Source organism: Actinoplanes lobatus, assembly GCF_014205215.1.
GTDB lineage: Bacteria > Actinomycetota > Actinomycetes > Mycobacteriales > Micromonosporaceae > Actinoplanes > Actinoplanes lobatus.
This window is the reverse complement of the sequence record NZ_JACHNC010000001.1, coordinates 9450368-9476693: the sequence shown is the minus strand read 5'-3', so window position 1 is coordinate 9476693 and position 26326 is coordinate 9450368. Positions and strand designations below refer to the sequence as shown.

General features: G+C 69.4%; 25 protein-coding genes. 18 read left to right on the top strand and 7 right to left on the bottom strand.

Annotated elements, in window-relative coordinates:
- Positions 1 to 70: 70 nt before the first annotated feature.
- The 5 genes from BJ964_RS43100 (at position 71) to mmsB (ending at position 6900) form a co-directional block, all read left to right on the top strand.
- Positions 71 to 1054 (top strand): LacI family DNA-binding transcriptional regulator, encoded by a 984-nt coding sequence (locus BJ964_RS43100; protein ID WP_183219368.1) that lies wholly within the window; start codon positions 71 to 73, stop codon positions 1052 to 1054.
- 359 nt (positions 1055 to 1413) lie between these two features.
- Positions 1414 to 2898, top strand: a complete 1485-nt coding sequence (gene araA, locus BJ964_RS43095; protein WP_188126040.1) for an L-arabinose isomerase — start codon at positions 1414 to 1416, stop codon at positions 2896 to 2898.
- Between the two features lie 26 nt (positions 2899 to 2924).
- Entirely contained in the window at positions 2925 to 4052 is a 1128-nt protein-coding gene (chvE, locus tag BJ964_RS43090) for a multiple monosaccharide ABC transporter substrate-binding protein (RefSeq protein WP_188126039.1), read from the top strand.
- Positions 4053 to 4123: 71 nt separating this feature from the next.
- On the top strand, positions 4124 to 5659 hold the full coding sequence (gene mmsA, locus BJ964_RS43085) for a multiple monosaccharide ABC transporter ATP-binding protein (RefSeq protein ID WP_188126038.1): 1536 nt from the start codon (positions 4124 to 4126) through the stop codon (positions 5657 to 5659).
- On the top strand, positions 5656 to 6900 hold the full coding sequence (gene mmsB, locus BJ964_RS43080; RefSeq protein WP_188126037.1) for a multiple monosaccharide ABC transporter permease: 1245 nt from the start codon (positions 5656 to 5658) through the stop codon (positions 6898 to 6900). Before mmsA ends, mmsB begins: the two co-directional genes overlap by 4 nt.
- A 180-nt stretch (positions 6901 to 7080) precedes the next feature.
- Here mmsB and BJ964_RS43075 read toward each other — a convergent pair whose 3' ends face one another.
- A complete protein-coding gene (locus BJ964_RS43075; protein WP_188126036.1) occupies positions 7081 to 7497 on the bottom strand; it encodes a hypothetical protein in 417 nt (138 codons plus the stop codon).
- A gap of 316 nt (positions 7498 to 7813) precedes the next feature.
- Between BJ964_RS43075 and BJ964_RS43070 the strand changes: the two genes are divergently transcribed.
- The gene (locus BJ964_RS43070; protein ID WP_188126035.1) at positions 7814 to 8857 is read left to right on the top strand and encodes an ROK family protein; all 1044 of its coding nucleotides are present in this window, start codon (positions 7814 to 7816) and stop codon (positions 8855 to 8857) included.
- A 7-nt stretch (positions 8858 to 8864) separates the two neighbouring features.
- Here the strand turns inward: BJ964_RS43070 and BJ964_RS43065 are convergent, their stop codons facing one another.
- Complete coding sequence (locus BJ964_RS43065) at positions 8865 to 9218, bottom strand: STAS domain-containing protein (protein ID WP_229806805.1); 354 nt, start codon at positions 9216 to 9218, stop codon at positions 8865 to 8867.
- 158 nt (positions 9219 to 9376) lie between these two features.
- Positions 9377 to 10870, bottom strand: a complete 1494-nt coding sequence (gene zwf, locus BJ964_RS43060; protein WP_188126034.1) for a glucose-6-phosphate dehydrogenase — start codon at positions 10868 to 10870, stop codon at positions 9377 to 9379.
- A 192-nt stretch (positions 10871 to 11062) separates the two neighbouring features.
- Between zwf and BJ964_RS43055 the strand changes: the two genes are divergently transcribed.
- Complete coding sequence (locus BJ964_RS43055; RefSeq protein WP_188126033.1) at positions 11063 to 12001, top strand: DHH family phosphoesterase; 939 nt, start codon at positions 11063 to 11065, stop codon at positions 11999 to 12001.
- A 172-nt stretch (positions 12002 to 12173) separates the two neighbouring features.
- On the opposite strand, the gene BJ964_RS43050 is transcribed toward BJ964_RS43055, so the two are convergent.
- Positions 12174 to 12965: a DUF1775 domain-containing protein gene (locus BJ964_RS43050; RefSeq protein ID WP_188126032.1), complete on the bottom strand. Its 792-nt coding sequence runs from the start codon at positions 12963 to 12965 to the stop codon at positions 12174 to 12176.
- A 99-nt stretch (positions 12966 to 13064) separates the two neighbouring features.
- Between BJ964_RS43050 and BJ964_RS43045 the strand changes: the two genes are divergently transcribed.
- From BJ964_RS43045 to BJ964_RS48830, 3 genes are read left to right on the top strand one after another with little or no spacing between them, the layout of a single operon-like run.
- A complete protein-coding gene (locus tag BJ964_RS43045; protein WP_183219058.1) occupies positions 13065 to 13274 on the top strand; it encodes an RNA-binding S4 domain-containing protein in 210 nt (69 codons plus the stop codon).
- 43 nt (positions 13275 to 13317) lie between these two features.
- The gene (locus BJ964_RS43040) at positions 13318 to 14199 is read left to right on the top strand and encodes a hypothetical protein (protein WP_188126031.1); all 882 of its coding nucleotides are present in this window, start codon (positions 13318 to 13320) and stop codon (positions 14197 to 14199) included.
- On the top strand, positions 14196 to 14324 hold the full coding sequence (locus BJ964_RS48830) for a hypothetical protein (RefSeq protein ID WP_262479432.1): 129 nt from the start codon (positions 14196 to 14198) through the stop codon (positions 14322 to 14324). Before BJ964_RS43040 ends, BJ964_RS48830 begins: the two co-directional genes overlap by 4 nt.
- A 56-nt stretch (positions 14325 to 14380) precedes the next feature.
- Here BJ964_RS48830 and BJ964_RS43035 read toward each other — a convergent pair whose 3' ends face one another.
- Positions 14381 to 14749 carry an FKBP-type peptidyl-prolyl cis-trans isomerase gene (locus tag BJ964_RS43035; protein ID WP_188126030.1) on the bottom strand — a complete coding sequence of 123 codons (369 nt, stop codon included), beginning with the start codon at positions 14747 to 14749 and terminating at the stop codon, positions 14381 to 14383.
- Positions 14750 to 14870: 121 nt separating this feature from the next.
- Here BJ964_RS43035 and BJ964_RS43030 point away from each other — a divergent pair, with 121 nt between their 5' ends.
- The 6 genes from BJ964_RS43030 (at position 14871) to BJ964_RS43005 (ending at position 19883) form a co-directional block, all read left to right on the top strand.
- On the top strand, positions 14871 to 15743 hold the full coding sequence (locus BJ964_RS43030; protein WP_188126029.1) for a lytic polysaccharide monooxygenase: 873 nt from the start codon (positions 14871 to 14873) through the stop codon (positions 15741 to 15743).
- Positions 15744 to 15846: 103 nt separating this feature from the next.
- Positions 15847 to 16128, top strand: a complete 282-nt coding sequence (locus BJ964_RS43025; protein ID WP_188126028.1) for a hypothetical protein — start codon at positions 15847 to 15849, stop codon at positions 16126 to 16128.
- Positions 16129 to 16161: 33 nt separating this feature from the next.
- Positions 16162 to 17553 (top strand): DUF4331 domain-containing protein, encoded by a 1392-nt coding sequence (locus BJ964_RS43020; RefSeq protein ID WP_188126027.1) that lies wholly within the window; start codon positions 16162 to 16164, stop codon positions 17551 to 17553.
- A complete protein-coding gene (locus BJ964_RS43015; RefSeq protein ID WP_188126026.1) occupies positions 17550 to 17921 on the top strand; it encodes a phospholipase in 372 nt (123 codons plus the stop codon). Before BJ964_RS43020 ends, BJ964_RS43015 begins: the two co-directional genes overlap by 4 nt.
- Positions 17922 to 17931: 10 nt before the next feature.
- On the top strand, positions 17932 to 18945 hold the full coding sequence (locus tag BJ964_RS43010) for an AraC family transcriptional regulator (protein WP_188126025.1): 1014 nt from the start codon (positions 17932 to 17934) through the stop codon (positions 18943 to 18945).
- A 383-nt stretch (positions 18946 to 19328) separates the two neighbouring features.
- Positions 19329 to 19883 (top strand): hypothetical protein, encoded by a 555-nt coding sequence (locus tag BJ964_RS43005; protein WP_188126024.1) that lies wholly within the window; start codon positions 19329 to 19331, stop codon positions 19881 to 19883.
- Here BJ964_RS43005 and glgC read toward each other — a convergent pair.
- Positions 19880 to 21112 (bottom strand): glucose-1-phosphate adenylyltransferase, encoded by a 1233-nt coding sequence (glgC, locus tag BJ964_RS43000; RefSeq protein ID WP_188126023.1) that lies wholly within the window; start codon positions 21110 to 21112, stop codon positions 19880 to 19882. The genes BJ964_RS43005 and glgC overlap by 4 nt on opposite strands.
- 87 nt (positions 21113 to 21199) lie before the next feature.
- Positions 21200 to 23407, bottom strand: a complete 2208-nt coding sequence (locus BJ964_RS42995) for a putative bifunctional diguanylate cyclase/phosphodiesterase (protein ID WP_188126022.1) — start codon at positions 23405 to 23407, stop codon at positions 21200 to 21202.
- Between the two features lie 74 nt (positions 23408 to 23481).
- Between BJ964_RS42995 and glgA the strand changes: the two genes are divergently transcribed.
- A complete protein-coding gene (glgA, locus tag BJ964_RS42990; protein WP_229806804.1) occupies positions 23482 to 24690 on the top strand; it encodes a glycogen synthase in 1209 nt (402 codons plus the stop codon).
- Positions 24687 to 26303, top strand: a complete 1617-nt coding sequence (locus BJ964_RS42985) for a glycoside hydrolase family 10 protein (protein ID WP_229806803.1) — start codon at positions 24687 to 24689, stop codon at positions 26301 to 26303. The genes glgA and BJ964_RS42985 overlap by 4 nt, the downstream gene beginning before the upstream one ends.
- The last annotated feature ends 23 nt before the right edge of the window (positions 26304 to 26326 follow it).

Below are 26326 nucleotides of genomic sequence, written 5' to 3'. Positions count from 1 at the left end.
CGGCGTTACGCTCCATCAGAACCGGATCGGACGAGGTGCGCAAGTGGACAAGGCCAGCCGTAGCCCGGCGATGACGGATGTGGCCCGGTTGGCCGGTGTCTCCCATCAGACCGTCTCGCGCGTCCTCAACGATCATCCCAACGTCAAGGAGCAGACCCGCATCCGGGTCCGCGCCGCCATCGCCGAGCTCGGCTACCGGCCCAACCGCGCGGCCCGGGCCCTGGTCACCGGCCGGTCCCAGCTGATCGGCGTGGTCGCCCGCAACAGCACGCTGTACGGCCCGGCCTCGATGCTGACCGAATTCGAGCAGGCCGCCGCGGACGCCGGTTTCGCGGTGAGCGTGGGCAGCGTCCGGGAGCTGGACCGCTCCTCGATCTCCGCGGTGGTGGACCGGCACCTGGACCAGCGGGTGGCCGGCCTCGTGGTGATCGCCAACGTGGCGTCGGCCGCCGAGGCGCTGGCCGAGATCCCCGGTGACGTGCCGGTGGTCTTCATCGACGGCGACCCGGCCAGCGGCCGCCCGCTCGTCACCGTCGACCAGGTGGCCGGGGCCCGGGCGGCGACCCGGCACCTGCTCGACGCCGGTCACGAGACGGTGTGGCACGTGTCCGGCCCGACCGACTGGTTCGACTCGGCCGGCCGCATCCAGGGGTGGAAGCAGACGCTGCTGGAGGCGGGCGCCGAGGTGCCGCCGCTGCTGTCGGCCGACTGGTCCGCCGCCGAGGGGTACCGCACCGGTCAGATGCTGGCCCGGATGCCCGAGGTCACGGCCATTTTCACGGCGAACGATCACCTGGCCCTGGGCATCCTGCGGGCGCTGCACGAGCGGGGCCGCCGGGTGCCGCACGACGTCAGCATCGTGGGTTTCGACGACGTGCCCGAGGCCGCCTACTTCATCCCGCCGCTGACCACCGTCCGGCAGGCCTTCGGCGACGTGGCGCGTGCCGCGCTGAGCCTGCTCCTGGGCCAGATGCGGGACGACTCCGGCACCGCGCACCAGATCGTCGTACCGCCTCAGCTGATCGTCCGGGAGAGCGTGTCGCGCCCGGCCTGAGGGGCCGTCCGGCCCTACTTTCCGGTGGCCGCCGGCCTTGATTAATAAGCCGTTACCTCGTTGTTGCCGACAGCCGTTGACAGGCTTTTTGTTAGCGATAACACTGGGAATCTCCGCCGGGATGTGGCCGCCGCCACCGCGCCGGCCGCCCATCGGAGGTACAGGCAATGTCCGCAGACCGTACAGCTTGTGCGGTGTCGCCCACTCTCGGTGATGAGAGTCCGCCGTGAGGCCTGCCCGGCCCGGCTAAGATCATTGACGCGTTCAGCGTGCGGCGGCCCCTGCGTGACAAATACTCAGCGTGATGGGGTGTCGCGTGCCCCAGGCCCGCTGAATTTCGAGAGAACCGAGGAAACACGATGAACCCGCAGATCTGGTTCCTGACCGGCAGCCAGCATCTCTACGGCCCGGAGACCCTCCAGCAGGTCGCCGACCAGTCCGCTGAGATCCAGCGGACCCTGGCCGCGGCCGGCGTCAGCGCCGAGATCGTGGGCAAGCCCGTGCTCACCGACTCGGGCGCCATCAAGAAGGTCATGCTCGAGGCGAACGCGGACCGTGACTGCATCGGCATCATCGCCTGGATGCACACGTTCTCCCCGGCCAAGATGTGGATCGGTGGGCTGGACGCGCTGCGCAAGCCGCTGCTGCACCTGCACACCCAGCACAACGTGTCGCTGCCGTGGTCGACCATCGACATGGACTTCATGAACCTCAACCAGGCCGCCCACGGCGACCGGGAGTTCGGGTTCATCCAGGCCCGCCTCGGCGTGCCGCGCAAGGTGATCGCCGGGCACGTGTCCGACCCGGCCGTGGTGAAGCGCGTCGAGGCCTGGGCCCGCGCCGCCACCGGCCTGCAGCACCTGCGCGGTCTGCGGCTGGCCCGCTTCGGCGACAACATGCGCGACGTCGCGGTCACCGAGGGCGACAAGGTCGAGGCCGAGCTGCGCTTCGGCGTCTCGGTCAACACGTACGGGGTGAACGACCTGGTCGCGGTCGTGGACCGGGTGCCGGACGCGGAGATCGACAAGCTGATCGCCGAGTACCGCGACACCTTCGAGATCGCGCCCGAGCTGCTCGGCGAGCGCCTGGAGTCGTTCCGCTACGCCGCCCGGATCGAGGCCGGCCTGCGGCAGTTCCTCACCGAGGGCGGCTTCGGCGCCTTCACCACCAACTTCGAGGACCTCGGCGGTCTGCGCCAGCTCCCCGGACTGGCCGTGCAGCGGTTGATGGCGGACGGTTACGGCTTCGGCGGCGAGGGTGACTGGAAGACCTCGGTGCTGGTCGCCACCGTGAAGGCGATGGGTTCCGGAACCGGACGTGGCACCTCATTCATGGAGGATTACACCTACCACTTCGGTCCGGGTGAGCCTAAGATCCTCGGCGCGCACATGCTCGAGGTCTGCCCGTCCATCGCGTCGGCCAAGCCGCGTGCCGAGATCCATCCGCTGGGGATCGGCGGCCGGGAGGACCCCGTGCGCCTGGTCTTCGACGCGGCCCCCGGCCCGGCGGTGGTCATGGGCATGGCCGACATGGGTGACCGGTTCCGCCTGGTCGCGAACGAGATCGAGGTGATTGCGCCGGACGAGCCGCTGCCCCACCTGCCGGTGGCACGCGCCGTGTGGAAGCCCGCACCCTCGCTGTCGACCTCCGCCGAGTGCTGGATCACGGCCGGCGGGCCGCACCACACCGTTCTGACGCAGGCGGTCGGCGCAGAGACCCTGCGTGACTTCGCCGAAATGGCTCAGACCGAGCTTCTGCTGATCGATGAGCGCACCACCCCGGCCGATTTCCTCGACCGCGTGCGCTGGAACCAGGCGTACCACCGCCTGGCTCGCCCCCTGTAACACCGTTCTCAAAGAGGAGATCCACCGTGAAATTCACCCGGATTGCGGCCGTTCTCACCGCCGCCGCGCTGACCGCCACCATGGCGGCCTGCGGCGACGCGGAGAAGACGTCCGAGAAGGAAGCTTCCAGCACCGACAACGCGGGCGCCCTGGTCGGCATCACCATGCCGACCCGGTCGTCGGAGCGCTGGATCCACGACGGCGACAATCTCAAGTCGCAGCTCGAGGGCCTCGGCTACAAGGTCGACCTGCAGTACGCCGAGGACCAGATCCCGACCCAGACCCAGCAGCTGGACAGCCAGATCACCAAGGGCGCCAAGCTGCTGATCATCGCGTCGATCGACGGCGAGGCGATCACCAGCCAGCTCGAGAACGCCGCCCAGGCTGGCATCAAGGTCATCGCGTACGACCGCCTCATCCGCAACAGCCCGAACGTGGACTACTACGCCACGTTCGACAACTTCAAGGTCGGCGTCCAGCAGGCCACCTCGCTGCTGACCGGCCTCAAGGTCCTCAACGCGGACGGCTCCGACGCCGGCGCCAAGGGCCCGCTGAACATCGAGCTGTTCGCCGGTTCCCCGGACGACAACAACGCGACGTTCTTCTTCAACGGCGCGATGAGCGTCCTCCAGCCGTACATCGACAAGGGCGTCCTCGTCGTCAAGAGCGGCCAGAAGGACTTCGACACCGTCGCGACCCTGCGCTGGGACCCGGAGACCGCTCAGAAGCGCATGGAGAACCTCCTCACCTCCACCTACAAGGGTGGCGCCAAGGTCGACGGCGTTCTCTCGCCCTACGACGGCATCTCGATCGGTATCCTGTCGGCCCTGAAGTCGGCCGGCTACGGCACCGCGGCGCAGGCCTACCCGATCGTGACCGGCCAGGACGCCGAGCTCGCCTCGGTCAAGTCGATCATCGCGGGTGAGCAGTACTCCACCATCTACAAGGACACCCGCAAGCTGGCGGAGACCACCGGCAAGATGGCGGACGACATCCTCAAGGGCAAGACCCCGGAGACCAACAACAACACCGACTACAACAACGGTGTCAAGGTCGTCCCGTCGATGCTTCTGGAGTCGGCCATCGTGACCAAGGACAACTACCAGAAGGAACTGGTTGACAGCGGCTACTACACGGCCGACCAGCTGAAGTGATCCGGGTTTCGCGCTCCGCCCGACCCCAGCGGGCGGGGCGCGGCCTCCCCGCGGCCCAATAGGAGGGTCCCATGACCGACACGATCCTGCGGATGAGCGGCATCACCAAGACGTTCCCGGGCGTCAAGGCGCTGCAGGACGTCAACCTTGAAGTACGCAGGGGAGAGATCCACTCCATCTGCGGGGAGAACGGGGCCGGCAAGTCGACCCTGATGAAGGTGCTGTCCGGCGTCTACCCGCATGGGACCTACGAGGGCGACATCTCATTCGAGGGCGAGCCCTGCCAATTCTCCGGGATTCGCGACAGCGAGCACCGTGGCATCGTCATCATCCACCAGGAACTGGCGCTCGCGCCGAATCTCTCCATCGCCGAGAATATCTTTCTCGGAAACGAGCAGGCCACGAACGGCTGGATCAACTGGAACCGGACCAACGCGGCGGCCGACCAGCTGCTGCACCGGGTCGGTCTCACCGAGACCGCGGTCACGCCGGTCATTCAGCTCGGCGTCGGCAAGCAGCAGCTCGTGGAGATCGCCAAGGCGCTCTCCAAGGAGGTCAAGCTGCTGATCCTCGACGAGCCCACCGCGGCGCTCAACGACGAGGACTCGGCACACCTGCTCGACCTGCTGCGCGGCCTGCGCGACGAGGGCATCACCTGCGTGATCATCTCGCACAAGCTCAACGAGGTGATGGGCATCTCGGACCGGGTCACCATCCTGCGGGACGGCAAGACCATCTGGACCGAGGAGACCGCGAACCTCACCGAGGACAAGATCATTTCGGGCATGGTGGGCCGCGACATGGAACACCGGTACCCGGAGCACGAGCCGACCATCGGGGCGGAGGCGCTGCGGATCGAGGACTGGACCGTCTACAGTCCCACCCAGCCCGACCGGGCCCTGGTCCGCAAGGCCAACCTGACGCTGCGCCGCGGCGAGATCGTCGGACTGGCCGGCCTGATGGGCGCCGGCCGCACCGAACTGGCAATGAGCGTCTTCGGCCGCTCCTACGGCGTGAACATCTCCGGCCGCCTGATCAAGGACGGCAACGAGATCCAGGCCCGCAGCGTCCGCGAGGCGATCGACCACGGACTGGCGTACGCCACCGAGGACCGCAAGCGCTACGGCCTGAACCTGATCGAGGACATCAAGCGCAACGTCTCCGCGGCCGGTCTCGGCAAGCTCGCCAAGGGCGGCTGGGTCGACGGCAACGAGGAGTACAAGGTCGCCGACGAGTTCCGGGCCAGCATGAACATCAAGGCCCCCAGCGTCGAGGCGATCACCGGCAAGCTCTCCGGCGGCAACCAGCAGAAGGTCGTGCTGTCCAAGTGGATCTTCACGGATCCGGACGTGCTGATCCTCGACGAGCCGACCCGTGGCATCGACGTCGGCGCGAAGTACGAGATCTACACGATCATCAACCGGCTCGCCGACGAGGGAAAGGCCATCCTGGTCATCTCGTCCGAGCTCCCCGAGCTGCTCGGGATCTGTGACCGCATCTACACCCTCTCGGCCGGCCGGATCACCGGCGAGGTGCCGCGTGCCGAAGCCACGCAGGAAAGCCTGATGACCCTGATGACGAAGGAAGTACAGGAGGTGGCGCCGTGACCGCCGCACCCACCAGCACCGGCGTGCAGCCCGGCAAGGGGCCCGCACCCCAGGGCCAGGCGCCTCGCAAGGTCAACTTCGACCTGAAGCAGAGCGGCATCTACATCGCGTTCGCGCTGATCGTGGTGCTGTTCACCGTGCTGACCGGCGGCGACCTGCTGGCGCCGCAGAACCTCAGCAACATCATCGTGCAGTACTCGTACATCCTGGTGCTCGCGATCGGCATGGTCCTGGTCATCATCGCCGGGCACATCGACCTCTCGGTCGGCTCGGTGGTGGCCGCCACCGGCGCGTTCGCCGCGGTCCTGATGGTGGAATGGGATCTGCCCTGGCCGCTGGCGATTCTGCTGACGCTGGTCTTCGGCGCGCTGATCGGCGCTTGGCAGGGCTACTGGGTGGCGTATTTCGGCATCCCCGCGTTCATCGTCACGCTCGCCGGCATGCTGCTGTTCCGCGCCGTCACCTACATGATCCTCGGCAACAAGGGCATCGGCCCGTTCCCGGACCAGGTCCGGACCGCGGCCAACGGATTCGTCCCCGGTTTCCTCAACAACGTCGGCCTCGGGCCACTGGGCGGCGCCGACCTGTTCAGCATCATCGTCGGCGTGTCCGTGGTGGCGGGCATCGCGGTCGTGCAGTACCGTGCCCGCGCCGGCCGGATCCGCTACAACCAGGTCGTCGACCCGGCGTGGCTGTTCTCGATCAAGGTCGTCGTCCCGGCCGCGCTGGTGATGTTCCTGGTCATCCAGCTCGCCCGGTTCCGCAACCTGCCGTGGGTGCTCGTGCTGCTGGCGCTGCTGGTGGTCGGCTACACCCTGGTCACCAACCGCGCCGTCTTCGGACGGCAGATCTACGCGGTCGGCGGCAACCTCCAGGCCGCGACGCTCTCCGGCGTCAAGGTCAAGTCGGTCGTGTTCTGGCTGTTCGTCAACATGGGCGTGCTGTCCGCGGTGGCCGGCCTGATCTTCGCGGGCCGTCTCAACCTGGCCGGCCCGACCGCCGGTAACAGCTTCGAGCTGGACGCCATCGCGGCCGCGTTCATCGGCGGCGCCGCGGTCCAGGGCGGTGTCGGCAAGGTGGTCGGCGCCATCACCGGTGGCCTGATCATGGGTGTGATCAACAACGGCATGGGTCTGCTCGGCGCCCAGACCGAGACGGTCATGCTGGTCAAGGGCATTGTGCTGCTGGCCGCGGTCGCCTTCGACGTCTGGTCGAAGCGCCGCACGGCGGGCGCCCGCTGAGCCGAACCAGCTGACAATCGAGTCGTTCCGGACAGGGCCTTGGCCGGGACGACGACGGCCGGCGCTTCCTGGGAGAAGCGCCGGCCCTTTCAGGTCTCCTGCAACTCGATGCCCGCTCTATTCTGAATAGCGGATTCCGGGCGTGACGAAGCCTTGTCGGTAGGTCTCGAGCCCGTCAAGTCAGGCAGTGGCCCAGTTCTGACTGCAGGTGGCCTGAATGCGGTTGCCGTTGTCGGAGACGCAAAGCGTGAAACTGATCGTATGGCCATCAGTGACGGTCATGTTGACGTTGTTCTCGTTACCCGCGCCGCCCACGTAGGCGGTGCCATTGTCGTAGACGTTGCCCTGAGGGTCGGACACTGCCCAGTAGATTCGAACGCCTGCGCCGTCGGCATCCCTGTCCACGATCCTGAGGTGCTCGCCCTCGTGGTAGAAGTACGCGAGCCCGGCGCCCAGGGCATACGATGGCGTTTTCAGCGTCGCCAGGCTGGTGTTCGTGCCGGCGAAAGCTGGTGTGGCGCCCACCGTGCTCGCTACCGTGACAGCCGTGGCGGTGGCGGCCAAGCCGGTGGCTACGCGCTTCAATGTGCTGTGCATGCCAATAACCTCCTTAGACTCGTAGTCCTGCCGCTGCCGAAATGGTGCGGGCAGGACGGGTCTTGCCTTGAGCGCGGAGGTCTGAAGCGACCCGTTCGCTCCGCGGTGAAGATTGTTAGGAACGCTAGCCTCATGCGGGCACAATTGTCCAACCCATTAAATGTGACATTCGTCTACATGAATTGCTGACCTAGGCGTTGGTCGATGTGCCGGTTTTAGGTTGATCTCTTCCGGTGGCCGGGTCTGCCAGGATTGTCGAAGCGCCGGCCTCCTTTCATGCTTGGGTGATCCCCCGGTAGGCCCTAGGCTCGGTGCCGTGGATCAGGCTGAATCGGTACGCACCCCGTCCTCCTGGGTCGTCGTCGGGTTGGACAACGGCGGCACCTGCAACAACGCCACCGTGCTCGACGCCACGGGGCAGTTCCTCGTCGACCACCTGGTGGAGAACCCGAGCCGGGTGCTGGACGGCCCGGAGTCGGCCGTCGAGGCGCTCGCCGACGCGTTCACCGGCATCCTCGAGCTCACCAGGACGCCGCGTTCCCTGGTTCGCGCGGTCGGCCTGGACACCCCGGGCCCGGCCAGCGCCAACGGCGTGATCTCGTCGAAGGGCGCCACCAACTTCAACCACGTGTCCTGGCACGGCTTCGACATCCGGGGCGCCCTGGAGGCCCGGCTCGGACTGCCGGTGGTCTACAACAACGACGGCAACGCGGCCGCTCTCTACGCCCACCACCAGCACTTCGGCGCCGCCGCCGCGGCGAACTCGTCGGTCTCCGCGATCGTCGGCACCGGTCTGGGCGGCGGTGTGGTCGAGGCCGGCGCGGTGATCCGCGGCGCCGCCGGGATGGCCGGCGAGCTGGGCCACGTGCAGATCCCGCTGTACGGCGTCCTCGAGGAGGACCAGCCGGTCCCGCGGTGCAACTGCGGCTTCGAGGGGGACGTGGAGAGCGTCGCCTCGCTGACCGGCATCAAGAACAACCTGCTGCCCTACTGGCTGGCCCGGTTCCCGGAGCACCAGCTCGCGGGCGAGCCGATCGGCGTCGCCGCCAAGGCCCTGCGGGGGTACGCGGAGAAGGACGACCCGATGGCGCTCGCCGTGTTCGCGCAGCAGGCCAAGGCGATCGGCAAGCTGTTCACCGTCGCGGCGAACTTCACCGACCCGGCCGCCTACTTCCTGGGCGGCGGTGTGGTCGAGGCGGCCCCGCACTTCCGGCAGTGGTTCCTCAACACCGTGCGGGAGAACACCGACCTGCGCGACGAGCAGAAGGCGGTGGCCACCTTCGCTCTGGTCCCGGACCGGGACATGGCCGGCTCCCGGGGCGCCGCGGTGGCCGCCCTCAACACGGTGATCGCCGGCTAGGCCCGGCTCACTCCTCCTTCAGGGCGGCCGCCACGTCGGGGAACATCGGCAGGTAGTCGCTGAGCCCGAGGGTGTCGAAGAGCCTGCGCAGGAAACCGGACGGGGAGGCCAGGCGGACCCAGCCACCCCGTTCGGCGGCGCGCCCGTGCGCGGTGACCAGGACGCCCACGCCCATCGAGTCACAGAAGTCGAGACCGGACACGTCCACGACGACCCGTGGGGCGGGGCGCTCGACGAGACGGCTCAGGTTCGCCTTGAGGGCCGGCGCGGTGTCGATGTCGAGTGAACCGCGCAGGACCAGCACGGCCGTGTTCGGCGGATGGTGGGCGACCGAGACCTGCATATGCGTCTGTCTTTCCATCGGGCCAGGAGGATCATTCAGAACGGTTGAGGCCAGGGCGCTGAGCCGCGGCCCCTGCAACTCGATGTGGGTTCTGAACGACCCTCCTGGAGCGGGCTCAGCGATCGAGGATGATGACCACCCTATGCGAGCCCGCCGTCACCCGCAGGTTCCCCCGGTCAGGCGGCGTTTCGCCACTTGCGCCCGTTGCGGCCGATCAGCCGGTCCGCGTCGGTCGGGCCCCAGGACGCCGCCTCGTACGTCGGGATCGGCGAGTTGTCCTTCGCCCAGTGCTCGATGATCGGGTCGACGATCCGCCAGCACTGCTGCACCTCGTCGCTGCGGATGAACAGCGACGCGTCACCGATCAGCGCGTCCAGCAGCAGTCGCTCGTACGCCTCCGGGGACTCCTCGACGAACGTCTGATCGTACGAGAACTCCATGCTCGCCGTGCGCACCCGGAAGGAGTGACCCGGCACCTTGGCGCCGAAGCGCAGCGAGATGCCCTCGTTGGGCTGGATCCGCAGGATCAGCGCGTCGGCGTCGAGGCCGGTCAGCTGGTCGGTCGGGATCGGCAGGTGCGGCGGCCGCTGGAACTGCAACGCCACCTCGGTGAGGCGGGCCGGCAGCCGCTTGCCGGTGCGCACGTAGAACGGCACCCCGGCCCAGCGCCAGTTGTCCACGTTCAGGCGCATCGCCGCGTACGTCTCGGTGCGCGACAGCGGGTCGACACCGACCTCCTCGCGGTAGCCCGCCATCAGCTCCTCGCGGGTGCCGCCACGCGTGTACTGACCGCGGACGGCGGCGTCGGCGATGTCCCGGTCGGTGGGCAGCCGGATCGCCTGGAGGAGCTTCACCTTCTCGTTGCGCAGGCCCTCGGCCTCGAACGACGCGGGCGGCTCCATGAGGGCCAGGGCCAGGACCTGGAGCACGTGGTTCTGCACGATGTCGCGCATCGCGCCGGCGTGCTCGTAGAAGCCGCCGCGGGTGCCGACGCCGAGGGTCTCGGCCACGGTGATCTGCACGTGGTCGACCCAGGAGCGGTCCCAGATGGGCTGGAAGATCGAGTTGGCGAAGCGCAGCGCCAGAACGTTCTGGACGGTGTCCTTGCCCAGGTAGTGGTCGATGCGGAAGACCTGGTGCTCCTCGAACGCGCTGTGCACCACGCCGTCCAGCTCGCGGGCGGTGGCCAGATCGCGCCCGTACGGCTTCTCGATGACCAGGCGGGAGAACGAGCCCTCACGCGGCTGGTTGAGCCCGGCGCCGGCCAGCCCGTTGATCACCGGCTCGAACGCGCCCGCCGGGGTGGACAGGTAGAACAGCCGGTTGCCGGCGGTGCCGCGGACCGCGTCCAGCTCGTCCAGCGTCTCGGCGAGCCGCTTGTAGGTCTCCGGGTCGTCGTAGCCACCGGCCACGTAGCGCACGCCGCCGGCCAGCTGGCGCTTCTCGGCGAGGCTGCGGCCACCCAGCGCGCTCTCCGCGAACTGGTCGTCGCTCATCGGCGTACGCGCGACGCCGACCAGGGCGAACTGGTCGGGCAGGCGGCCGTGGCGAGCCAGGTTCTCCACCGCCGGCAGCAGCTTGCGGCGGGTCAGGTCGCCGGAGGCGCCGAAGATCACCAGCGTGGCTGGCGGTGCGCTGCGCTCCTGGATGAGCTGAGGTGCGTGGTCCATCTTCTGCGAGTCCTCCGACCGGGTCGTAACCGTTCGTCTGAACCTTACGGCCGGGGGCCCTCGGAGGGTTCATTCGCTTCCTGGAAAGCGGGACAACGTGGCGGTGAACACGTCCGTACGTCGATGCCGGGCGGGCCTTAGCGAAAAAAGTGGCAAACTGGTGCCAAAGGTCTGGCAAGCGAGGGGGACGCCGTGAAGTACCGGCTGGTGACCAGGAGCGACTTCGACGGTCTCGTGTGCGCCGTGCTGCTCCGTCATCTCAACATGATCGACGACATCCTGTTCGTGCACCCCAAGGACGTGCAGGACGGCGTCGTCGACGTCACCGACCGGGACATCCTGACGAACCTGCCGTACGACGCCCGCGCGAACATGGTCTTCGACCACCACCACTCCGAGACCCTGCGCAACACCGAGGGCCTGGGCAACCACGTCATCGACGCGGAGGCGCCGTCCGCGGCCCGGGTGATCTACGAGCACTTCGGCGGGGGAGAGCGGTTCCCGAAGGTGTCGGACGAGCTGATGCGCGCGGTGGACCAGGCCGACTCGGCCGACTACTCGCTCACCGACATCCTCAGCCCGACCGGCTGGACCCTGCTCAACTTCCTGATGGACAGCCGGACCGGCCTGGGCCGGTTCCGCAACTTCCGGATCTCCAACTACCAGCTGATGATGCAGCTCATCGACGCCTGCATCGAGCACAACGACGTGCACGAGATCCTGGCCCTGCCGGACGTGGTGGAGCGGTCGCAGCTCTTCCACGAGTGCTCGGCCCGCTTCGTCGAGCAGCTGCACCGGGTCTGCCGCCCGGACGGCGACGTGATCATCGTCGACCTGCGCGACGAGGAGGTGATCGAGGCGGGCAACCGGTTCATGGTCTACGCGCTCTTCCCGGAGGCCCGGGTCTCGGTGCACATCCTCTGGGGCCGGCAGAAGCTCAACACCGTCTTCGCCTGCGGCAAGTCGATCCTGGACCGCGGTTCCCCGGTGGACATCGGCTCGGTGATGCTGCGCTACGGCGGCGGCGGGCACCTCGCGGCCGGCACCTGCCAGGTCCCGCACGAGGAGTCGGAACGGGTGGAACGCGAGATCATCGACGCGCTGCGCACCGAGCGGGTGGTACCGGTCTGACCGTACGGGCGGGGCCGCGAGGCCCCACCCGTACAGCACGCGGATCACGGGCCTTGCCCGGGCCCCACCCGCCGGTCGTGGTTCCGCGCCCCACGCGCTGGCCACGACGAACCTCACGCCCACCCGCGCGAGGTTTATCCCAAACCGCAGGCCCGGCCTGCTTGTGGGAGTCTCAGCCCTTGTAACTCCACTTTCCGGCCGCTACCGGCTCCTTCTCGGCGGACTCGTCGTCGCCGGAGGGTGTCTCGTCGGGCTCACCCGGCTCCTCCTCGGTGGCCCGGTGCCGGTTGCGCAGCAGCACCCACCCGGCGCCGAGCAGCGCCAGCCCCGCCACCAGCCAGCCGGAGACGGTGACCCAGGACGGGCCCTCCTGCGCCTGCTCGGCGAGCTGCCGGAACAGGGCATCCTCGGCGTCCGTGGTCCCGGTCGTGCCGGAGCCCTGATCGTGGTGCGACACCGGGGTGGTCCCGTCGTTCGGCGTGAGCGTCACCGTGCCCGGCATGACCGGGCCGGCCTTGCCGTCGGCGTACTTGGTCTCCAGGGTGAACCGCATCGAGCTCAGCGCCGGCATCGGGCCCAGCGCCACGGTCAGGTCGGCGGACTTGCCCGGCTGGATCGTCGTGCCGTTCACCGCCAGCCAGACGATCGTGTCGGCGGCCTCGGACACCGGGGTGCCGCCGTGGATGGTGGTCAGCGGCTGGCTCAGTTTCCGGTACGTGATCCGCGGCGCCCAGTCGTTCACCGACAGCGGGTACACCTCGGCCACCGGGGTGTCCGCCGGGATCTTGAGCGTCACCTCGGTCACCGGCGCGGTGCCCTCGTTGGTCACGTGGAAGCTGAGGTTCGCCCCACCGCCCTGCGGCACGCTGGGCGGGCTCACCGTCACGTCGGCCGCGGCCGGGCCGGCGAGCGCCAGCACCCCGGCGGTGGTCACAGTGGTCAGCGCGCCCGCACGGCGGGCCATCCGGATAAGCCTCACGACATGTAGTTCGGATCACCGGCCCCGATGGTTCAACGCCCACCCAAGAGTTTTCCGCGATCTCGCCCGGTGGATGATGAACGGATGCGTGACGTGCCCATCGACGGCGACATGATCCGGCTCGGTCAGTTCCTCAAGCTGGCCGATCTCATCGACACCGGTGGGGAGGGCAAGGTCCTGATCGCCTCCGGGGACGTGACCGTCAACGGCGAGGTCGACCTGCGGCGCGGCCGGCAGCTTCACCCGGGTGACGTGGTCGAGGTGCTCGGCCGCAGGGCGCGGGTGGTTTCCTGAGCGGGGCCGGAACCCGGACGGGGTCCGCGTCGTCGTACCCGTCATGAACAGAAACCGCGGCCTGCTGACCGCCGCCGTTCCCCTTCTGCTGCTGGGCGCGTGCGCCCAGCCCGGTGCCGCCGGTGACAAGACCGCCGGCGCGCCGGTCGTCGAGAGCACCACCGCCTCCGCTGACCCGAAGCAGGTGGTGTTGCGTGTGGAGTACCGCGGCGGCTTCGTGCCCGCCGAGCTCATCCCCTCCCGGCTCCCGCGGTTCACCGCCTACGCCGACGGCCGGTTGCTGAGCGAGGGCCCGGTCCCGCTCATCTATCCCGGCAAGGCGCTGCCCAACCTCCAGGAGGTCCGGCTCGGCCCGGAGCGGTTGCGCGAGCTGATCGCCGAGGCGGTCGCGGCCGGCGTGAAGACCGGCACCGACTTCGGCATGCCGGGCATCGCCGACGCGCCGAGCACCCGGATCACCGTCGTCACCGCGGGTGGCGAGCAGGTGGCCGACGTGATGGCTCTCAACGAGGCCCGTCCCGACGACGGGGCGCTGACGAAGGAGCAGAACGCCGCCCGCAAACGGCTGACCGGCTTCCTCGATGAGCTGGACGCCGAGTTCGCCGGCTCGACCAGCCCGGCGCCGGCGCAGTACCGGGCGGAGCGGGTGGCGGTGCTGGCCCATCCCTACGTGGACACCGGCGACGGCGCGGGCGGCTCCCCGGTGCGCTGGCCCGGCCCCGACCTGCCCGGCGGCTACCTCAACGAACAGCTCAAGATCAACTGCCTGACCGTCGAGGGTACGGCGAAGGACGCCGTCTGGGCCGCCGCGGAAAAGGCCAACGAGCGTACGCCGTGGGAGTCCGCCGGAAAGAAGTGGCAGGTCCGGTTCCGGCCACTGCTGCCCGAGGAGACCGGCTGCGACTCCCTGCTGAGGCAGGAATGACCCCGATCGAGGAGGGCGTGGAGGTCGTGCGGACCGGTGGCGTGCCCTCCCGTGACCACCGTGACGAGCGGCCCCGCCGTGACGAGCCCGCTCCGGCCCCCGAGGGCCGGGCCGCGAGGAGCTGACAAAACGCGACCGCCGGCGGCCACCGAGGAGGTGTCCGCCGGCGGTCGGGGCCGGGTCAGTGGACCTGGAGCAGGTCCACCAGGAAGACGAGGGTCTCGTTCGGCTTGATCACGCCGCCCGCGCCGTTCGCCCCGTAACCCAGGTGCGCCGGGATCACCAGGCGACGGCGGCCGCCCACCTTCATGCCGGCCACACCCTGGTCCCAGCCGGCGATGACCTGCTGGCCACCGACCCGGAAGCCGAACGGCTCGCCGCGGTTCCAGGAGGCGTCGAACTCCTTGCCCGTGGACTGGGCGACACCCACGTAGTGGACGCTGACGAACGCGCCGGGCTTCGCCTCCGGGCCGGTGCCCTCGACGATGTCCTCGATCACCAGTTCGGTGGCGGGGGCGTCGGGGACGGGGCCGACGTCGGGCTTGCTCATGAATCCTCCAGATGTCTTACCGGACTCGGCCATGCAATCACAGGTCGATCACCACTGAACGAGCAGTGCCCGAAAGCCGTACTCCCGGGTGGCACCGTCCCTGCCGTACCCGGGAGATCTGATGTTCGTCCGCCGTCTCGCCCTCGCCGGCCTGCTCACCGTCGTGTCCGTGCCGTTCGTGCCGGCGCCCGCGCTGGCGCACGGGTCGCCGATCACACCGATCAGCCGCAGCGCCGCGTGCGCCGGGAACGGGACCAAACGCGACACGGCTGCCTGCAAGGCCGCGCTCAAGGCCACCGACGGGTTCCTCGGGGCGTACGACAACCTGCGGCTCGCGAACGTGGACGACGACCGTGAGCGGGTGCCGGACGGGAAGCTGTGCAGCGGCGGGATCGACGCCTACCGCGGGCTCGACCTGGCCCGCGACGACTTCCCGTCGACGGCGGTGCGCTCGGGGGAGAAGCTCCCGATCACGTACCGGGGGACGATCCCGCACGAGGGCTCGTTCCGTCTCTATCTCACCCGGCCGGGGTACTCGCCGGAGCGGAAGCTGACGTGGGGCGACCTCACCGAGCTGACCGAGATCAAGGATCCGCCGCTGACCGGAGGGTCGTACCGGATGCGGGTGACGCTGCCCCGGCGCAGCGGGCGGCACATCCTCTACGTGGTGTGGGAGACGAGCAGCACCCCGGACACCTATTACTCCTGCTCCGATCTGGTCTTCCCGGCGGCGGTGGCCCCGTCCCCATCACCGTCCACCTCCCCGTCCGCACCCGTAAAAGTCACAAAAAAAGCGGACATAAAGCCGTCGGTCGAAGCCACTGTGGAAGCGACTGTCGAGCCGTCGGCCACTCCACTGGTCCTGACCGCCGAGCAACCCGCCGACAGCAGCCGCACACTCGGCCACTGGCTCATCGGCGGCGCCCTACTGGCGATCTTCCTGGTCGTTCTCGGTGCCGGCGTCCGCCGACTGCGCCGCCGGGAAATCCATTGAGTTGTTTCGTCAAAAAGGTTTGAACCGCCCGCTCGTGGATCTCGTACTGACGGGCGTCGACGATGCATTGCCTGTCAGGCCCCCCAACGACGAAAGGCCTAGCATGAGTCGTGTTCGATACCGCGCCCAGTCCCGTACCTCGTGGCTGTCGCGTCGCCGGGTCCTGGCCCTCGCCGCTACCGGCGTCGGCGTCTCCGCCGTCTCGGTGGCCGGCCTGAGCCTCGCCGGCGAATCCTCGAGCGGCGGCAAGGGCGACGGTTCGCCGCTGATCCTGTCGCTGGTCGACGCGAAGAAGGGCACGATCGACGTCTTCACCGGTGAGAAGCGGAAGACGATCACCGACAAGAGCCTCGCGAAGAGCCTTCTCAAGGCCGCCGGACGCTGACCTTCCGCCGTTTCGACAGGAGATCCCCCGAACATGTCTTCCCACCGCGAAGCGCCGGAAATCAGCAAGGACCCGGTCGCCGACAGCTCCGACCTGTACGCGTTCGTCAGCCCCGACGATCCGGACACCGTCACGATCATCGCGAACTACGTGCCGCTGCAGATTCCCGCCAGCGGCCCGAACTTCTTCGAGTTCGGCGACGACGTGCTGTACGAGATCCACATCGATGCGAACGGTGACGCCCGCCCGGACATCACCTACCAGTTCCGGTTCCGTACCGAACTGCGCAACGACAAGACGTTCCTCTACAACACCGGCCAGATCAAGTCGCTCGACGACGAGAACTGGAACCGCCGGCAGTTCTACTCGGTCACCAAGGTCGACAAGCACGGCAAGAGCACGGTGCTGGCCAACAAGCTCCCGTCGCCGCCCTGCAACGTCGGCAAGATCTCCATCCCGGACTACGACAAGCTCGCCGCGGACGCCGTCCACAAGCTGAAGACCGGCGAGAAGGTCTTCGCCGGCCAGCGCGCCGACGCGTTCTTCGTCGACCTGGGCGCCATCTTCGACCTGGGCACGCTGCGCCCGTTCCAGGACAAGCACCTGGTCGGCTCGCAGCTGTTCAACTACGCCGGCAAGGCGGTCAACGCCACCGACAAGACCAACGTGCACAGCATCGCGATCCAGATCCCGCTGCACATGGTCCGCCGGGACGGCAAGAAGCGGGTCCGGGCCAAGGACGCCGGCGCGGTCATCGGCGTGTGGACGTCGGCCAGCCGCCGCCAGGTCGAGGTCCGCGGCAACAAGGGCGACGGCGACGTGGTGGTCGGCCCGCAGGTGCAGGTCTCCCGGCTGGGCAACCCGCTGTTCAACGAGGTCATCGTGCCGATGGCGGAGAAGGACAAGTGGAACAGCCTGCCGCCGAGCGAGGACAAGCGGTTCGCCGAGTTCGTCGCGACGCCCGAGCTGGGAGCGCTCCTGCCGGTGCTCTACCCGGGCCTGTTCGACAACCTGGCCGCGCTCAACAAGACCAAGGAGCCGCGCGCCGACCTGCTGGCCATCCTGCTCACCGGCATCCCGGACGGCCTGATCGAGGGCTTCCAGAACAACACCGGCGCGCTCCAGGCCGACATGCTGCGGCTGAACACGGCCATCGAGCCGGCCGCCAAGGAGAACAAGTTCGGCGTGGTCGGCGGTGACCTGGCGGGCTTCCCGAACGGCCGCCGCATCGCCGACGACGTCGTCTCCATCTCGCTGCGCGCCATCGCCGGCGTCACCGTCCCGCTGGTGAACGCCGACTTCAAGCCGGACGCCGCGGCCGCTCTGGTCGAGCAGGGCCTGAGCATCAAGGACGCCAGCGCCGGCCTGCTCAAGAAGTTCCCCTTCCTCGGCACGCCCTTCGACGGATTCGGAAACCCCTCATGAGCCACGGCCACGGGCACCCGCATCACCACCACACGTACGCGCCGTCCGGGCAGGGCACCGTGATGCTGAACATCGGCGACGGGATCGGCGCGATGATCATCCACACGCCGGCGCAGCTGCTCGGCCACGAGATCGAGGTGTCGCCGGTGGGGGACACCGGCGCCCGTACGCATGCCGCGGTCCGGGCCCGTTATGTCAGCTCCGGTGTCACCTTCTGTGTGGTGATCGACAGCCTGCCGGAGGGCCGTTACGCGGTCTGGCAGGACGACGACACCCCGCTCACCCAGGTGGAAGTCCGTGGCGGCGCGGTCGCCGAGGTCACCTGGCCGGCGAATCTGGTTCCCGGGCGGAGGCCGGTCGCGGTCTAATCTGGACGCCATGGCAGGCGGTCGGTCTCCGGGCCCGGCGGCGCCGGGCGCGGACGTCCCGGTTCACATCAGCCTGCGCACCACCGATGTGGACGAGGCCCGCGAGTTCTGCCGAAGTCTGTACTACGGACCGCTGCGGATCGAGCCGGTCGGTGACCCCGGCCGGTTCCAGTTCCAGGCCGACGTGGTGGTGCTCGGCCCGATCACGCTCGGCGAGGTCGGCTACGGCACCGACATCCGGGTGTCGATCGCGGCGCTCGAGACGGCGTACCACGTGCTGGTCCCGCTGACCGGCATGCTCCGCTCCCGGCATCGCGGCGCGGTGGTCCTGGCCGACCCGACCAGGGCCGTGGTGTTCCGGCCGACCGGCGACATCGAGGTCGACTGGCCCGCCTCCTGCCGTCTGATCAGCGTCAAGGTGGAGCGGGCCGCCCTGGAACGCGAGGTGGACGCGGCCCTCGACCAGCGGGTGATGTCCCCGCTCCCGCTGGGCGCCACCTTCGACCTGGTCGACGGCCCGGGCCGCACCTGGGCGGCGATGGTCCGGCTGTTGCTCGCCGAGCTGCGCGAGCCGGACGCCCTGGCCAGCCGTCCCCGGATGGCCGCCCGCTGGCGGGACATGGTGGTCAGCGGCCTGGCGCTCACCGTCGAGCACCCCTACGGCGAGGAGCCCGCCGGCCTCCAGGGCCCGCACCGGCCGCGCACGGTGAAACGGGCACTCGACGCCATGCACGCCGAGCCGTGGCGGGCGTACACGATCCATGATCTGGCGGCGCTGGCCGGCGTCGGCGTCCGGGTCCTCCAGGAGTCGTTCCGCCAGCACGTCGGCATGCCGCCGCTCACCTACCTGCGCCGCCTGCGCCTCGACGCGGTCCACGCCGAACTGTGCCGCTCCGATCCCGGCCAGGCCAGCGTCAGCGAGGTCGCCTACCGCTACGGCTTCACCCACCTGGGTCGTTTCGCCGGCGCCTACCGCACCCGCTTCGGTGAGACCCCCTCCCAAACCCTCCGCGACCGTCGCTGACCCTTTGCTTCAAGATCAACCCCATTTCCGGTACGGGCGGGAACGCCCCCGCCGAATCCTCCCCGTCCCGCCGAGCCGCGCGACCGGCTGCCCACTCCGGGCCGCGAGGCGACCGCCGGGCTGATGCGCGGGTCGGCCTTCCTCCGGCGGGGCGCGCCCCGCGTACCCCGGAAGGTCTTGATGTTTGCGGGGATCCGCCGGTTGACGGCTCCGTTTAGAATGCCTTTCCCGATCGCTCCGCCGGGGGTCGTGAGATCGGGTGATTCTACTTTCCGCTATTGCCGTCGCGGGATATGCCGGGCCATTCTGGCGTCCGGGTTCCGCCGCCCGTTAAGGCGGCGGCGACAGGGGAGAAAAATAACGTGAATCGACCGCGTGGATTTATGAAAATGGTTCTGCCCGGCATCGCTCTGACGGTTTCCATGATTGCCGCAGCGGGCTGCGAAGTGAAGGAGAAGCCGAGCCCCAAGCCGACGGAGGAAGCCATCGACCTGTCCAGGGTCATCATTCCGGGGGGTGTCGATTTCCAGGGATACTGCGATACCCGGGAATACAATGAGGATCTCGCCGGCGGAACCTGCGATTCAAAAATCGATCTGCTCGCCGCCTGCAAATTCGATCATCGGAAGGATGAGGACGAGAGGCGGAAGGTGGTCGAGTTCGTCCTGCGGGACAAGGGGAATCCCAAGAGCGGCGTCTGCCTGGACGGTCGCCGGGAATCGTTCGGCGGCATCAGCGACATGTCCGGGTACTGTGCGGAAACCTACGCCAAGGGCGACCGGGAGAAGGCCGTCGCCGAGCTCGACGGCGACACCTGGCTGTGCCGCGAGAGGTTGGACGTCACCGCCCTCTGCATCGAGGACAACAACGACAGCCGGCTCAAGGCCGAGCGCCTCGGCAGCGGTCTCTGGCAGTGCTACCGCTACGACACCGCCTAGAGCTCGACGCGCTGGCCTTTGCCGATGACCACCACGCCGTTGTCGCTGACCGTGTAGAGCTTGCGGTCGCGGTCGAGGTCGACGCCGATCTGGGCGCCCTCGGGGATGACGACGTTCTTGTCGATGATGGCGTTGCGGATCACCGCGCGCCGCCCCACCGAGACGCCCTCCATGATGACCGCGCCGTCCACGTGGGCCCACGAGTTGACCCGGACGTTCGGTGAGATCACCGAGCGTTCGACCAGGGCACCGGAGATCACCACGCCGGGCGAGATCATCGAGTCGAGGGCGCGGCCCTGGCGGTCGTCGTACCCGTGCACGAATTTCGCCGGTGGCCAGGAGCCGTAGTTGGTGAAGATCGGCCAGTCGTGGTTGTAGAGGTTGAAGATCGGCAGGGTGGCGATCAGGTCGGTGTGGGCCTCGTAGAACGAGTCGAGCGTCCCCACGTCGCGCCAGTAGCCGAGGTCCCGGTCGGTGGAGCCGGGAACGTCGTTGTCGCGGAAGTCGTAGACGTTCGCCTCGCCGCGCTCCACCAGCATCGGGATGATGTTGCCGCCCATGTCGTGCTTGCTGTCCGGGTTCTGCGCGTCGGCGGTGACGGCCTCGCACAGGGCCCGGGTGGTGAAGACGTAGTTGCCCATCGACGCATACACCTCGCCGGGCGAGTCGGGCAGGCCCTGCGCGTCCTTCGGCTTCTCCCGGAAGGCGCGGATGCGCTTGCCGTCCGCGCCGACGTCGATCACGCCGAACTGGTCGGCGAGTGACAGCGGCTGACGGATCCCGGCGACGGTGACCGCGGCGCCCGAGGCGATGTGGTCGTTGACCATCTGCTTCGGGTCCATCCGGTAGATGTGGTCGGCGCCGAAGACGATCACGTAGTCCGGCGACTCGTCGTTGATCAGGTTGAGGCTCTGGTAGATGGCGTCCGCGGAGCCGGCGAACCAGCGTGGGCCGAGCCGCTGCTGGGCGGGAACCGGGGTGACGTAGTTGCCGAGCAGCGTCGACATCCGCCATGTCTTGGAGATGTGCCGGTCCAGGGAGTGCGACTTGTACTGGGTCAGCACGACGATCTTCAGATACCCCGCGTTCGCGAGGTTCGACAACACGAAGTCGATCATGCGGTAGATGCCGCCGAAGGGCACTCCGGGCTTGGCGCGGTCCGCCGTCAAAGGCATCAGGCGCTTGCCTTCACCACCGGCCAGGACGATCGCAAGCACCTTGACAGCCATGGGAAGGACGCTAATATTCCGGCCGCCCCCGCGCCACCCGAAAGGGCGGTTCGAAATATCTTGCTCCGGCTGCAATCGACTTGCCGGTCAGACCGCCGGGATCCGGGCCGCCTGCTCGAGAAGCGCGTCGATCGCCTCGGCGGCGCAGGGGCGGCCGAAGTGGTAGCCCTGCACGAGCGGGCAGCGCAGTTGCCGGAGCAGGTCCGCCTGCACCTGGGTCTCCACCCCCTCGGCCACCGCGACCAACCCCCGGCTGCGGGCCAGTTCCAGGATCGCCCTGGTCAGGCTCACGTCCTGGGGGTTCGGCGGGTCCTGGTGGCGGCGGATGAAGGACTGGTCGATCTTGAGGATGTCGACCGGCAGGGTGTGCAGGTACGCCAGTGACGAGTACCCGGTGCCGAAGTCGTCGATGGCGATCCGGACCCCGTCCGCGCGCAGCGTGGCGAGCACCGAGGTGTCCGCGGCGTCGACGAGTACCGATTCGGTGATCTCCAGCACCAGTGCGGTCGGCGGCAGTCCGGTCTCCGCCAGGATCTCCCGTACCCCGTCGGCGAAGCCCGGGTCGCGCAGCTGGTGGGTGGAGACGTTCACGGTCAGGTAGAGGCCGTGCACCCGGTACCATCCGGCGGCCCGGGCGCAGGCCAGCCGCAGCGCCCGGGTGCCCAGCGCGCCGATCAGCCCGGTCTGCTCGGCCACCGGGATGAACACGCCGGGCGGGACGATCTCGTCGCCGCGGCGCCAGCGCATCAGCGCCTCCATTCCCTGGATCCGGCCGGTCGCGGTGTCCACCACCGGCTGGTAGTGCATGAACAGGCTGTCGTCGAGCAGCGCCTGCCGCAGGCCGGCGGCGATCCGGGCGCGCTCGCTCTGCTCGGCGCGCAGCGTCTCGTCGAACCGCGCCAGCCGCGCGCCGCCCGCCTGCTTGGCGGCGCGCAGGGCCAGGTCGGCGTCGCCCAGCACGGCGTCGTTTCCCGGTACGCCGTCCGCGACCCCGGCCCGGGCGGTCAACGGGATCCACCGCTCGTCGACCACGAACGGCGCCGAGGCGATCGCCGTCAGAACCCGCTCCGCCAGCTCACCGGTGTCCGCCGGCCCGGTCACCAGCAGGCCGAACTCGTCGCCGCCGAGCCGGGCCACCAGGTCCACCTCGGGGGCGAACAGCAGCAGCCGGCCGGCCGCCTGGCGCAGCACGGTGTCACCGACCGAGTGCCCGTACGTGTCGTTGACCTCCTTGAACCCGTCCAGCCCGCAGAGGATCAGGCTGTACGGACGGTCCCCGCCGGCGGCCCGGCCCAGATGACCGACCAGCAGGTCCCGGTTGGCGAGCCCGGTCAGCGCGTCGTGCCCGGCCCGGTACGCCAGACGCTGTTGCAGGACCCGCTGCTCGTGCAGGGCCGCCCCGATCTGCTGGGCCCGCCGCTCGGCCAGCCGGCTGGACAGGCCGACCCGCAGCATCAGCAGTCCACACAGCCCGGCCGTCAGCACCGCCGGGACCACCACGACGGCGCGCGGGTTCGCGACGGCGGGCAGCAGCGGGGCGGTCACCACGGCCACGTACATGCCGATCAGCCCGGCCCGCCCGGCCCGCTCCCCGGTGGCGGCCGGCTGGACCGCCGCCGGGTGCAGCGCGGCGGCCGCCGCCAGCACCCACCACAGCTGCATGACGAGGTGCGGCCCGCCGCCCGGCAGGAACGGCAGCGTGCCCTGGCCGCCGGTCGCCGCGTAGACCAGGTGCGCGGCGACCAGCACGGCGCCGCCGGCGGCGAGCAGCGGCCGCCGGCGCGCGGTCAGCGGCAGGGACGCCAGGATCGCCAGGTCGAGCACTCCGTAGAGGACCACCAGGGCGTTGTCGACCTGCTGGTAGCCGGGCTCCCCCAGGTACGGCAGGACGATGAACGACCAGGCCAGCATCGCCAGGCAGAGGACCACGGCGCCGGACTCGGCGGCCGAACCCGGGCGCTTGCGGCGGGTGAGCTGCACGGCCCCGGCCGCGTGCAGGGCGTACTGGAGGGCGAGCGACAGGCCCATCGGGGTGTTGTGCGGCGGCGGGGCGCCGGTCGCCGCCCGGACCGTCCACCAGGCGGAGGTCAGCAGACCCGCGGTGCCGGCCGCGGCGATCAGCCACCAGCCGCACCGGTGCCGGCGGGCGGCCCGCCAGAGGATCGCGGTCCCGGCCGCCTGCGGGATCAGCCACGCGGCGCCGACGCCCAGCGGATACAGGGCGAGCACCGCCGTGAGGCCGCCGGCCAGCAGGTACTGCCAGGCCGCAAGGCGGTGGGGTGACCGGATGGGCATCGGGACAGTGCACCACCGGACGGTTGTCGTTCGGGTGCGGCCGCGGTCCGATCCGGGGGCTAAGCTTGCGACTCGTGACGGACTCCGCGACCCGCCTGCGTGCTGACCTGCTCACCCGTGAGTACCCACCAGAGGTCTACGGGGGCGCCGGGGTCCACCTCGAATACCTGACCCGTGACCTGCGCCGGCTCGCCGACGTGCGGGTGCACTGCTTCGGTGGGCCGCGCGACGAGGCGGGCGTCACCGCCTACCCGGAACCCGCCGAACTGTCCGGCGCCAACGCGGCACTGCGCACCATGGGCGTCAACCTGGCGATGGCATCCGGCTGCGAGGGCGCCGACGTGGTGCACAGCCACACCTGGTACGCGAACTTCGCCGGCCACACCGCCAAACTGCTGCACGGCGTGCCGCACGTGCTGACCACGCACAGCCTGGAGCCGCTGCGCCCGTGGAAGGCCGAACAGCTCGGCGGAGGGTACGCGCTGTCCTCGTACTGCGAGCGCACCGCCATCGAGAACGCCGACGCCGTCATCGCGGTGTCCGGCGGGATGCGGCGGGACGTGCTCAAGGCGTACCCCTCGGTTGATCCGGACCGCATCCATGTGGTCTACAACGGCATCGACACCGACCTCTACTCGCCGTCCTTCGAGACCGACGTGGTCGACCGGCTGGGCATCGACCGCGACCGGCCGAGCGTCGTGTTCGTCGGGCGGATCACCCGGCAGAAGGGCCTGCCGTACCTGATGCGGGCCTGCCGTGAGCTGCCCGCCGAGGCGCAGATCATCCTGCTGGCCGGCGCGCCGGACACCCCCGAGATCGCCGCCGAGGTCGCCGACCTCGCGCGCGAGCTGCGGGCGGTCCGCGACCCGCACGGGGTGGTCTGGGTGCAGGAGATGCTGCCCAAGCAGGAGGTCGTCCAGGTCCTCACACACGCCACCGTGTTCGTCTGCCCGTCGATCTACGAGCCGATGGGCATCGTCAACCTGGAGGCGATGGCCTGCGAGACCGCGGTGGTCGCCACCGCGACCGGCGGCATCCCCGAGGTGGTGGCGGACGGCGAGACCGGCCTGCTGGTGCCGATCCAGCAGATCGAGGACGGTACCGGCACGCCCGTCGACCCGGAGAAGTTCGTCGCCGACCTGGCCGCCACCCTGACCCGGCTGCTGAACGACCCGGCGCTGGCCGAGCGGATGGGCAAGGCCGGCCGCCGCCGCGCCGTGGAGAGGTTCAGCTGGTCCCGGATCGCCGAGGACACCCTCGAGATATACCGGACGGTGCGGTGAACCCGCTCCGCCGGCCACCCGTGTGGGTGGCGCTGCTGTCCGCGACCACCCTGTTCGCGGTGGCCGTCCTGGGGCTCGGCCTGGTCCGGGCCGCCTTCTACGAGGCGCCCGCCGCCGGGGAACCGGTCGCCGCGGCCGAGGCGCCCGCACAGGCCGAGGCCGGCCGCTGCGGGACGCTGCCGGTCAGCGCGCCCCGTGAGCTGCGCGGCATGTGGCTCACCACGGTCTACAACATCGACTTCCCGAGCCGGCCGGGACTGCCGCAGGACCAGGTCGAGGCCGAGTACCTGAAATGGCTCGACCTGGCCGTGGCGAAACACCACAACGCGATCTTCGTACACGTCCGGCCCAGCGGTGACGCGTTCTGGCCGTCCGCGTACGCGCCCTGGTCGAACTGGCTGACCGGAAAGCTGGACGGCAGCGATCCCGGCTGGGACCCGATGGCGTTCATGGTCGACGAGGCGCACGCCCGCAACCTGGAGTTCCACGCCTGGTTCAACCCGTACCGGGGCACCCAGTACGCCCCGTCCGGCGCCGGGACCGACCTGACCAAGCTGCCCGCCGACCACCCGCTGGTGGTCCACCCGGAGTGGCGGATCGCGCATCCCGCCGGCGCCAAGGGCCGCTTCTACTACGACCCGGGAAACCCGGAGGCCCGCCGCTTCGTCGAGGACGCGATGCTGGAGGCCGTCCAGAAGTACGACGTCGACGGCGTCCACTTCGACGACTTCTTCTACCCGTACCCCGGCGACGGCGGCGGCGCGGACTTCCCCGACGGCGCCTCCTACGCGAAGTACGGCAACGGCATGAGCCGGGCCGACTGGCGGCGGGAGAACGTCAACACCCTGGTCCGCGAGATGAAGCAGCGGATCACCGAGATCAAGCCGTGGGTCAAGTTCGGGATCAGCCCGTTCGGCATCTGGCGCAACGGCGGCGAGGGCTCCGACACCAACGGCCTGGAGAGCTACAGCGCCATCTACGCCGACACCCGTAAATGGGTGCGCGAGGGCTGGCTCGACTACATCGTCCCGCAGCTCTACTGGACCATCGGCTTCGACAAGGCCGACTACGCCAAGGTGCTGCCCTGGTGGGCGAAAACGGTCAAGGGCACCGGTGTGCAGCTCTACATCGGAATCGGCGACTACCGGATCGGCGAGAAGGGCGACTGGAGCGACCCCGCCCAGATCGACAAACAACTGACCCTCAACGACCGGTACGGCGTCCAGGGCCAGATCCACTACAACGCCCAGCAGGTCCGTGCCGACCGGCTCGGCGCGGTCACCCGGTACACCGCCAGGCACTACGCGACACCCGCCCTGCTGCCGCCCATGTCACGCCTGCCGGCTTCGCCGCCCGCCGCGCCGGGCATCACCGGGGCCACCCGCGACGCCGCCGGCAAAATCGTTTTCCAGACGGCCGCGGCTTCCGGGGGCGCGAGCTGGGCCCTTTACCGTACGGGTGAGAAGAACGCGACCCTGATCGCCACCGGTCGTGCCGGCACCCCGGTGGTGGACCCGAAGCCCCCCGCAGGCCCGGCCACCTACTGCCTGAGCGGCCTGGACCGATCCGCCAACGAGGGCCCCCTGAGCAGCCCGTTCACCACCAGCGGCTGACCTGTCCGAGCCGGCGCCGCTCC

What these genes read in the sequence shown, in the direction of transcription:
- BJ964_RS43100 (WP_183219368.1), top strand. Translation starts at nt 71, where the DNA reads ATGACGGATGTGGCCCGGTTGGCCGGTGTCTCCCATCAGACCGTCTCG.
- araA (WP_188126040.1), top strand. Translation starts at nt 1,414, where the DNA reads ATGAACCCGCAGATCTGGTTCCTGACCGGCAGCCAGCATCTCTACGGC.
- mmsA (WP_188126038.1), top strand. Translation starts at nt 4,124, where the DNA reads ATGACCGACACGATCCTGCGGATGAGCGGCATCACCAAGACGTTCCCG.
- BJ964_RS43075 (WP_188126036.1), bottom strand. Translation starts at nt 7,497, where the DNA reads ATGCACAGCACATTGAAGCGCGTAGCCACCGGCTTGGCCGCCACCGCC.
- BJ964_RS43065 (WP_229806805.1), bottom strand. Translation starts at nt 9,218, where the DNA reads ATGGAAAGACAGACGCATATGCAGGTCTCGGTCGCCCACCATCCGCCG.
- zwf (WP_188126034.1), bottom strand. Translation starts at nt 10,870, where the DNA reads ATGGACCACGCACCTCAGCTCATCCAGGAGCGCAGCGCACCGCCAGCC.
- BJ964_RS43050 (WP_188126032.1), bottom strand. Translation starts at nt 12,965, where the DNA reads ATGGCCCGCCGTGCGGGCGCGCTGACCACTGTGACCACCGCCGGGGTG.
- BJ964_RS43045 (WP_183219058.1), top strand. Translation starts at nt 13,065, where the DNA reads ATGCGTGACGTGCCCATCGACGGCGACATGATCCGGCTCGGTCAGTTC.
- BJ964_RS43040 (WP_188126031.1), top strand. Translation starts at nt 13,318, where the DNA reads ATGAACAGAAACCGCGGCCTGCTGACCGCCGCCGTTCCCCTTCTGCTG.
- BJ964_RS48830 (WP_262479432.1), top strand. Translation starts at nt 14,196, where the DNA reads ATGACCCCGATCGAGGAGGGCGTGGAGGTCGTGCGGACCGGTGGCGTG.
- BJ964_RS43035 (WP_188126030.1), bottom strand. Translation starts at nt 14,749, where the DNA reads ATGAGCAAGCCCGACGTCGGCCCCGTCCCCGACGCCCCCGCCACCGAA.
- BJ964_RS43030 (WP_188126029.1), top strand. Translation starts at nt 14,871, where the DNA reads ATGTTCGTCCGCCGTCTCGCCCTCGCCGGCCTGCTCACCGTCGTGTCC.
- BJ964_RS43025 (WP_188126028.1), top strand. Translation starts at nt 15,847, where the DNA reads ATGAGTCGTGTTCGATACCGCGCCCAGTCCCGTACCTCGTGGCTGTCG.
- BJ964_RS43020 (WP_188126027.1), top strand. Translation starts at nt 16,162, where the DNA reads ATGTCTTCCCACCGCGAAGCGCCGGAAATCAGCAAGGACCCGGTCGCC.
- BJ964_RS43015 (WP_188126026.1), top strand. Translation starts at nt 17,550, where the DNA reads ATGAGCCACGGCCACGGGCACCCGCATCACCACCACACGTACGCGCCG.
- BJ964_RS43010 (WP_188126025.1), top strand. Translation starts at nt 17,932, where the DNA reads ATGGCAGGCGGTCGGTCTCCGGGCCCGGCGGCGCCGGGCGCGGACGTC.
- BJ964_RS43005 (WP_188126024.1), top strand. Translation starts at nt 19,329, where the DNA reads ATGAAAATGGTTCTGCCCGGCATCGCTCTGACGGTTTCCATGATTGCC.
- glgC (WP_188126023.1), bottom strand. Translation starts at nt 21,112, where the DNA reads ATGGCTGTCAAGGTGCTTGCGATCGTCCTGGCCGGTGGTGAAGGCAAG.
- BJ964_RS42995 (WP_188126022.1), bottom strand. Translation starts at nt 23,407, where the DNA reads ATGCCCATCCGGTCACCCCACCGCCTTGCGGCCTGGCAGTACCTGCTG.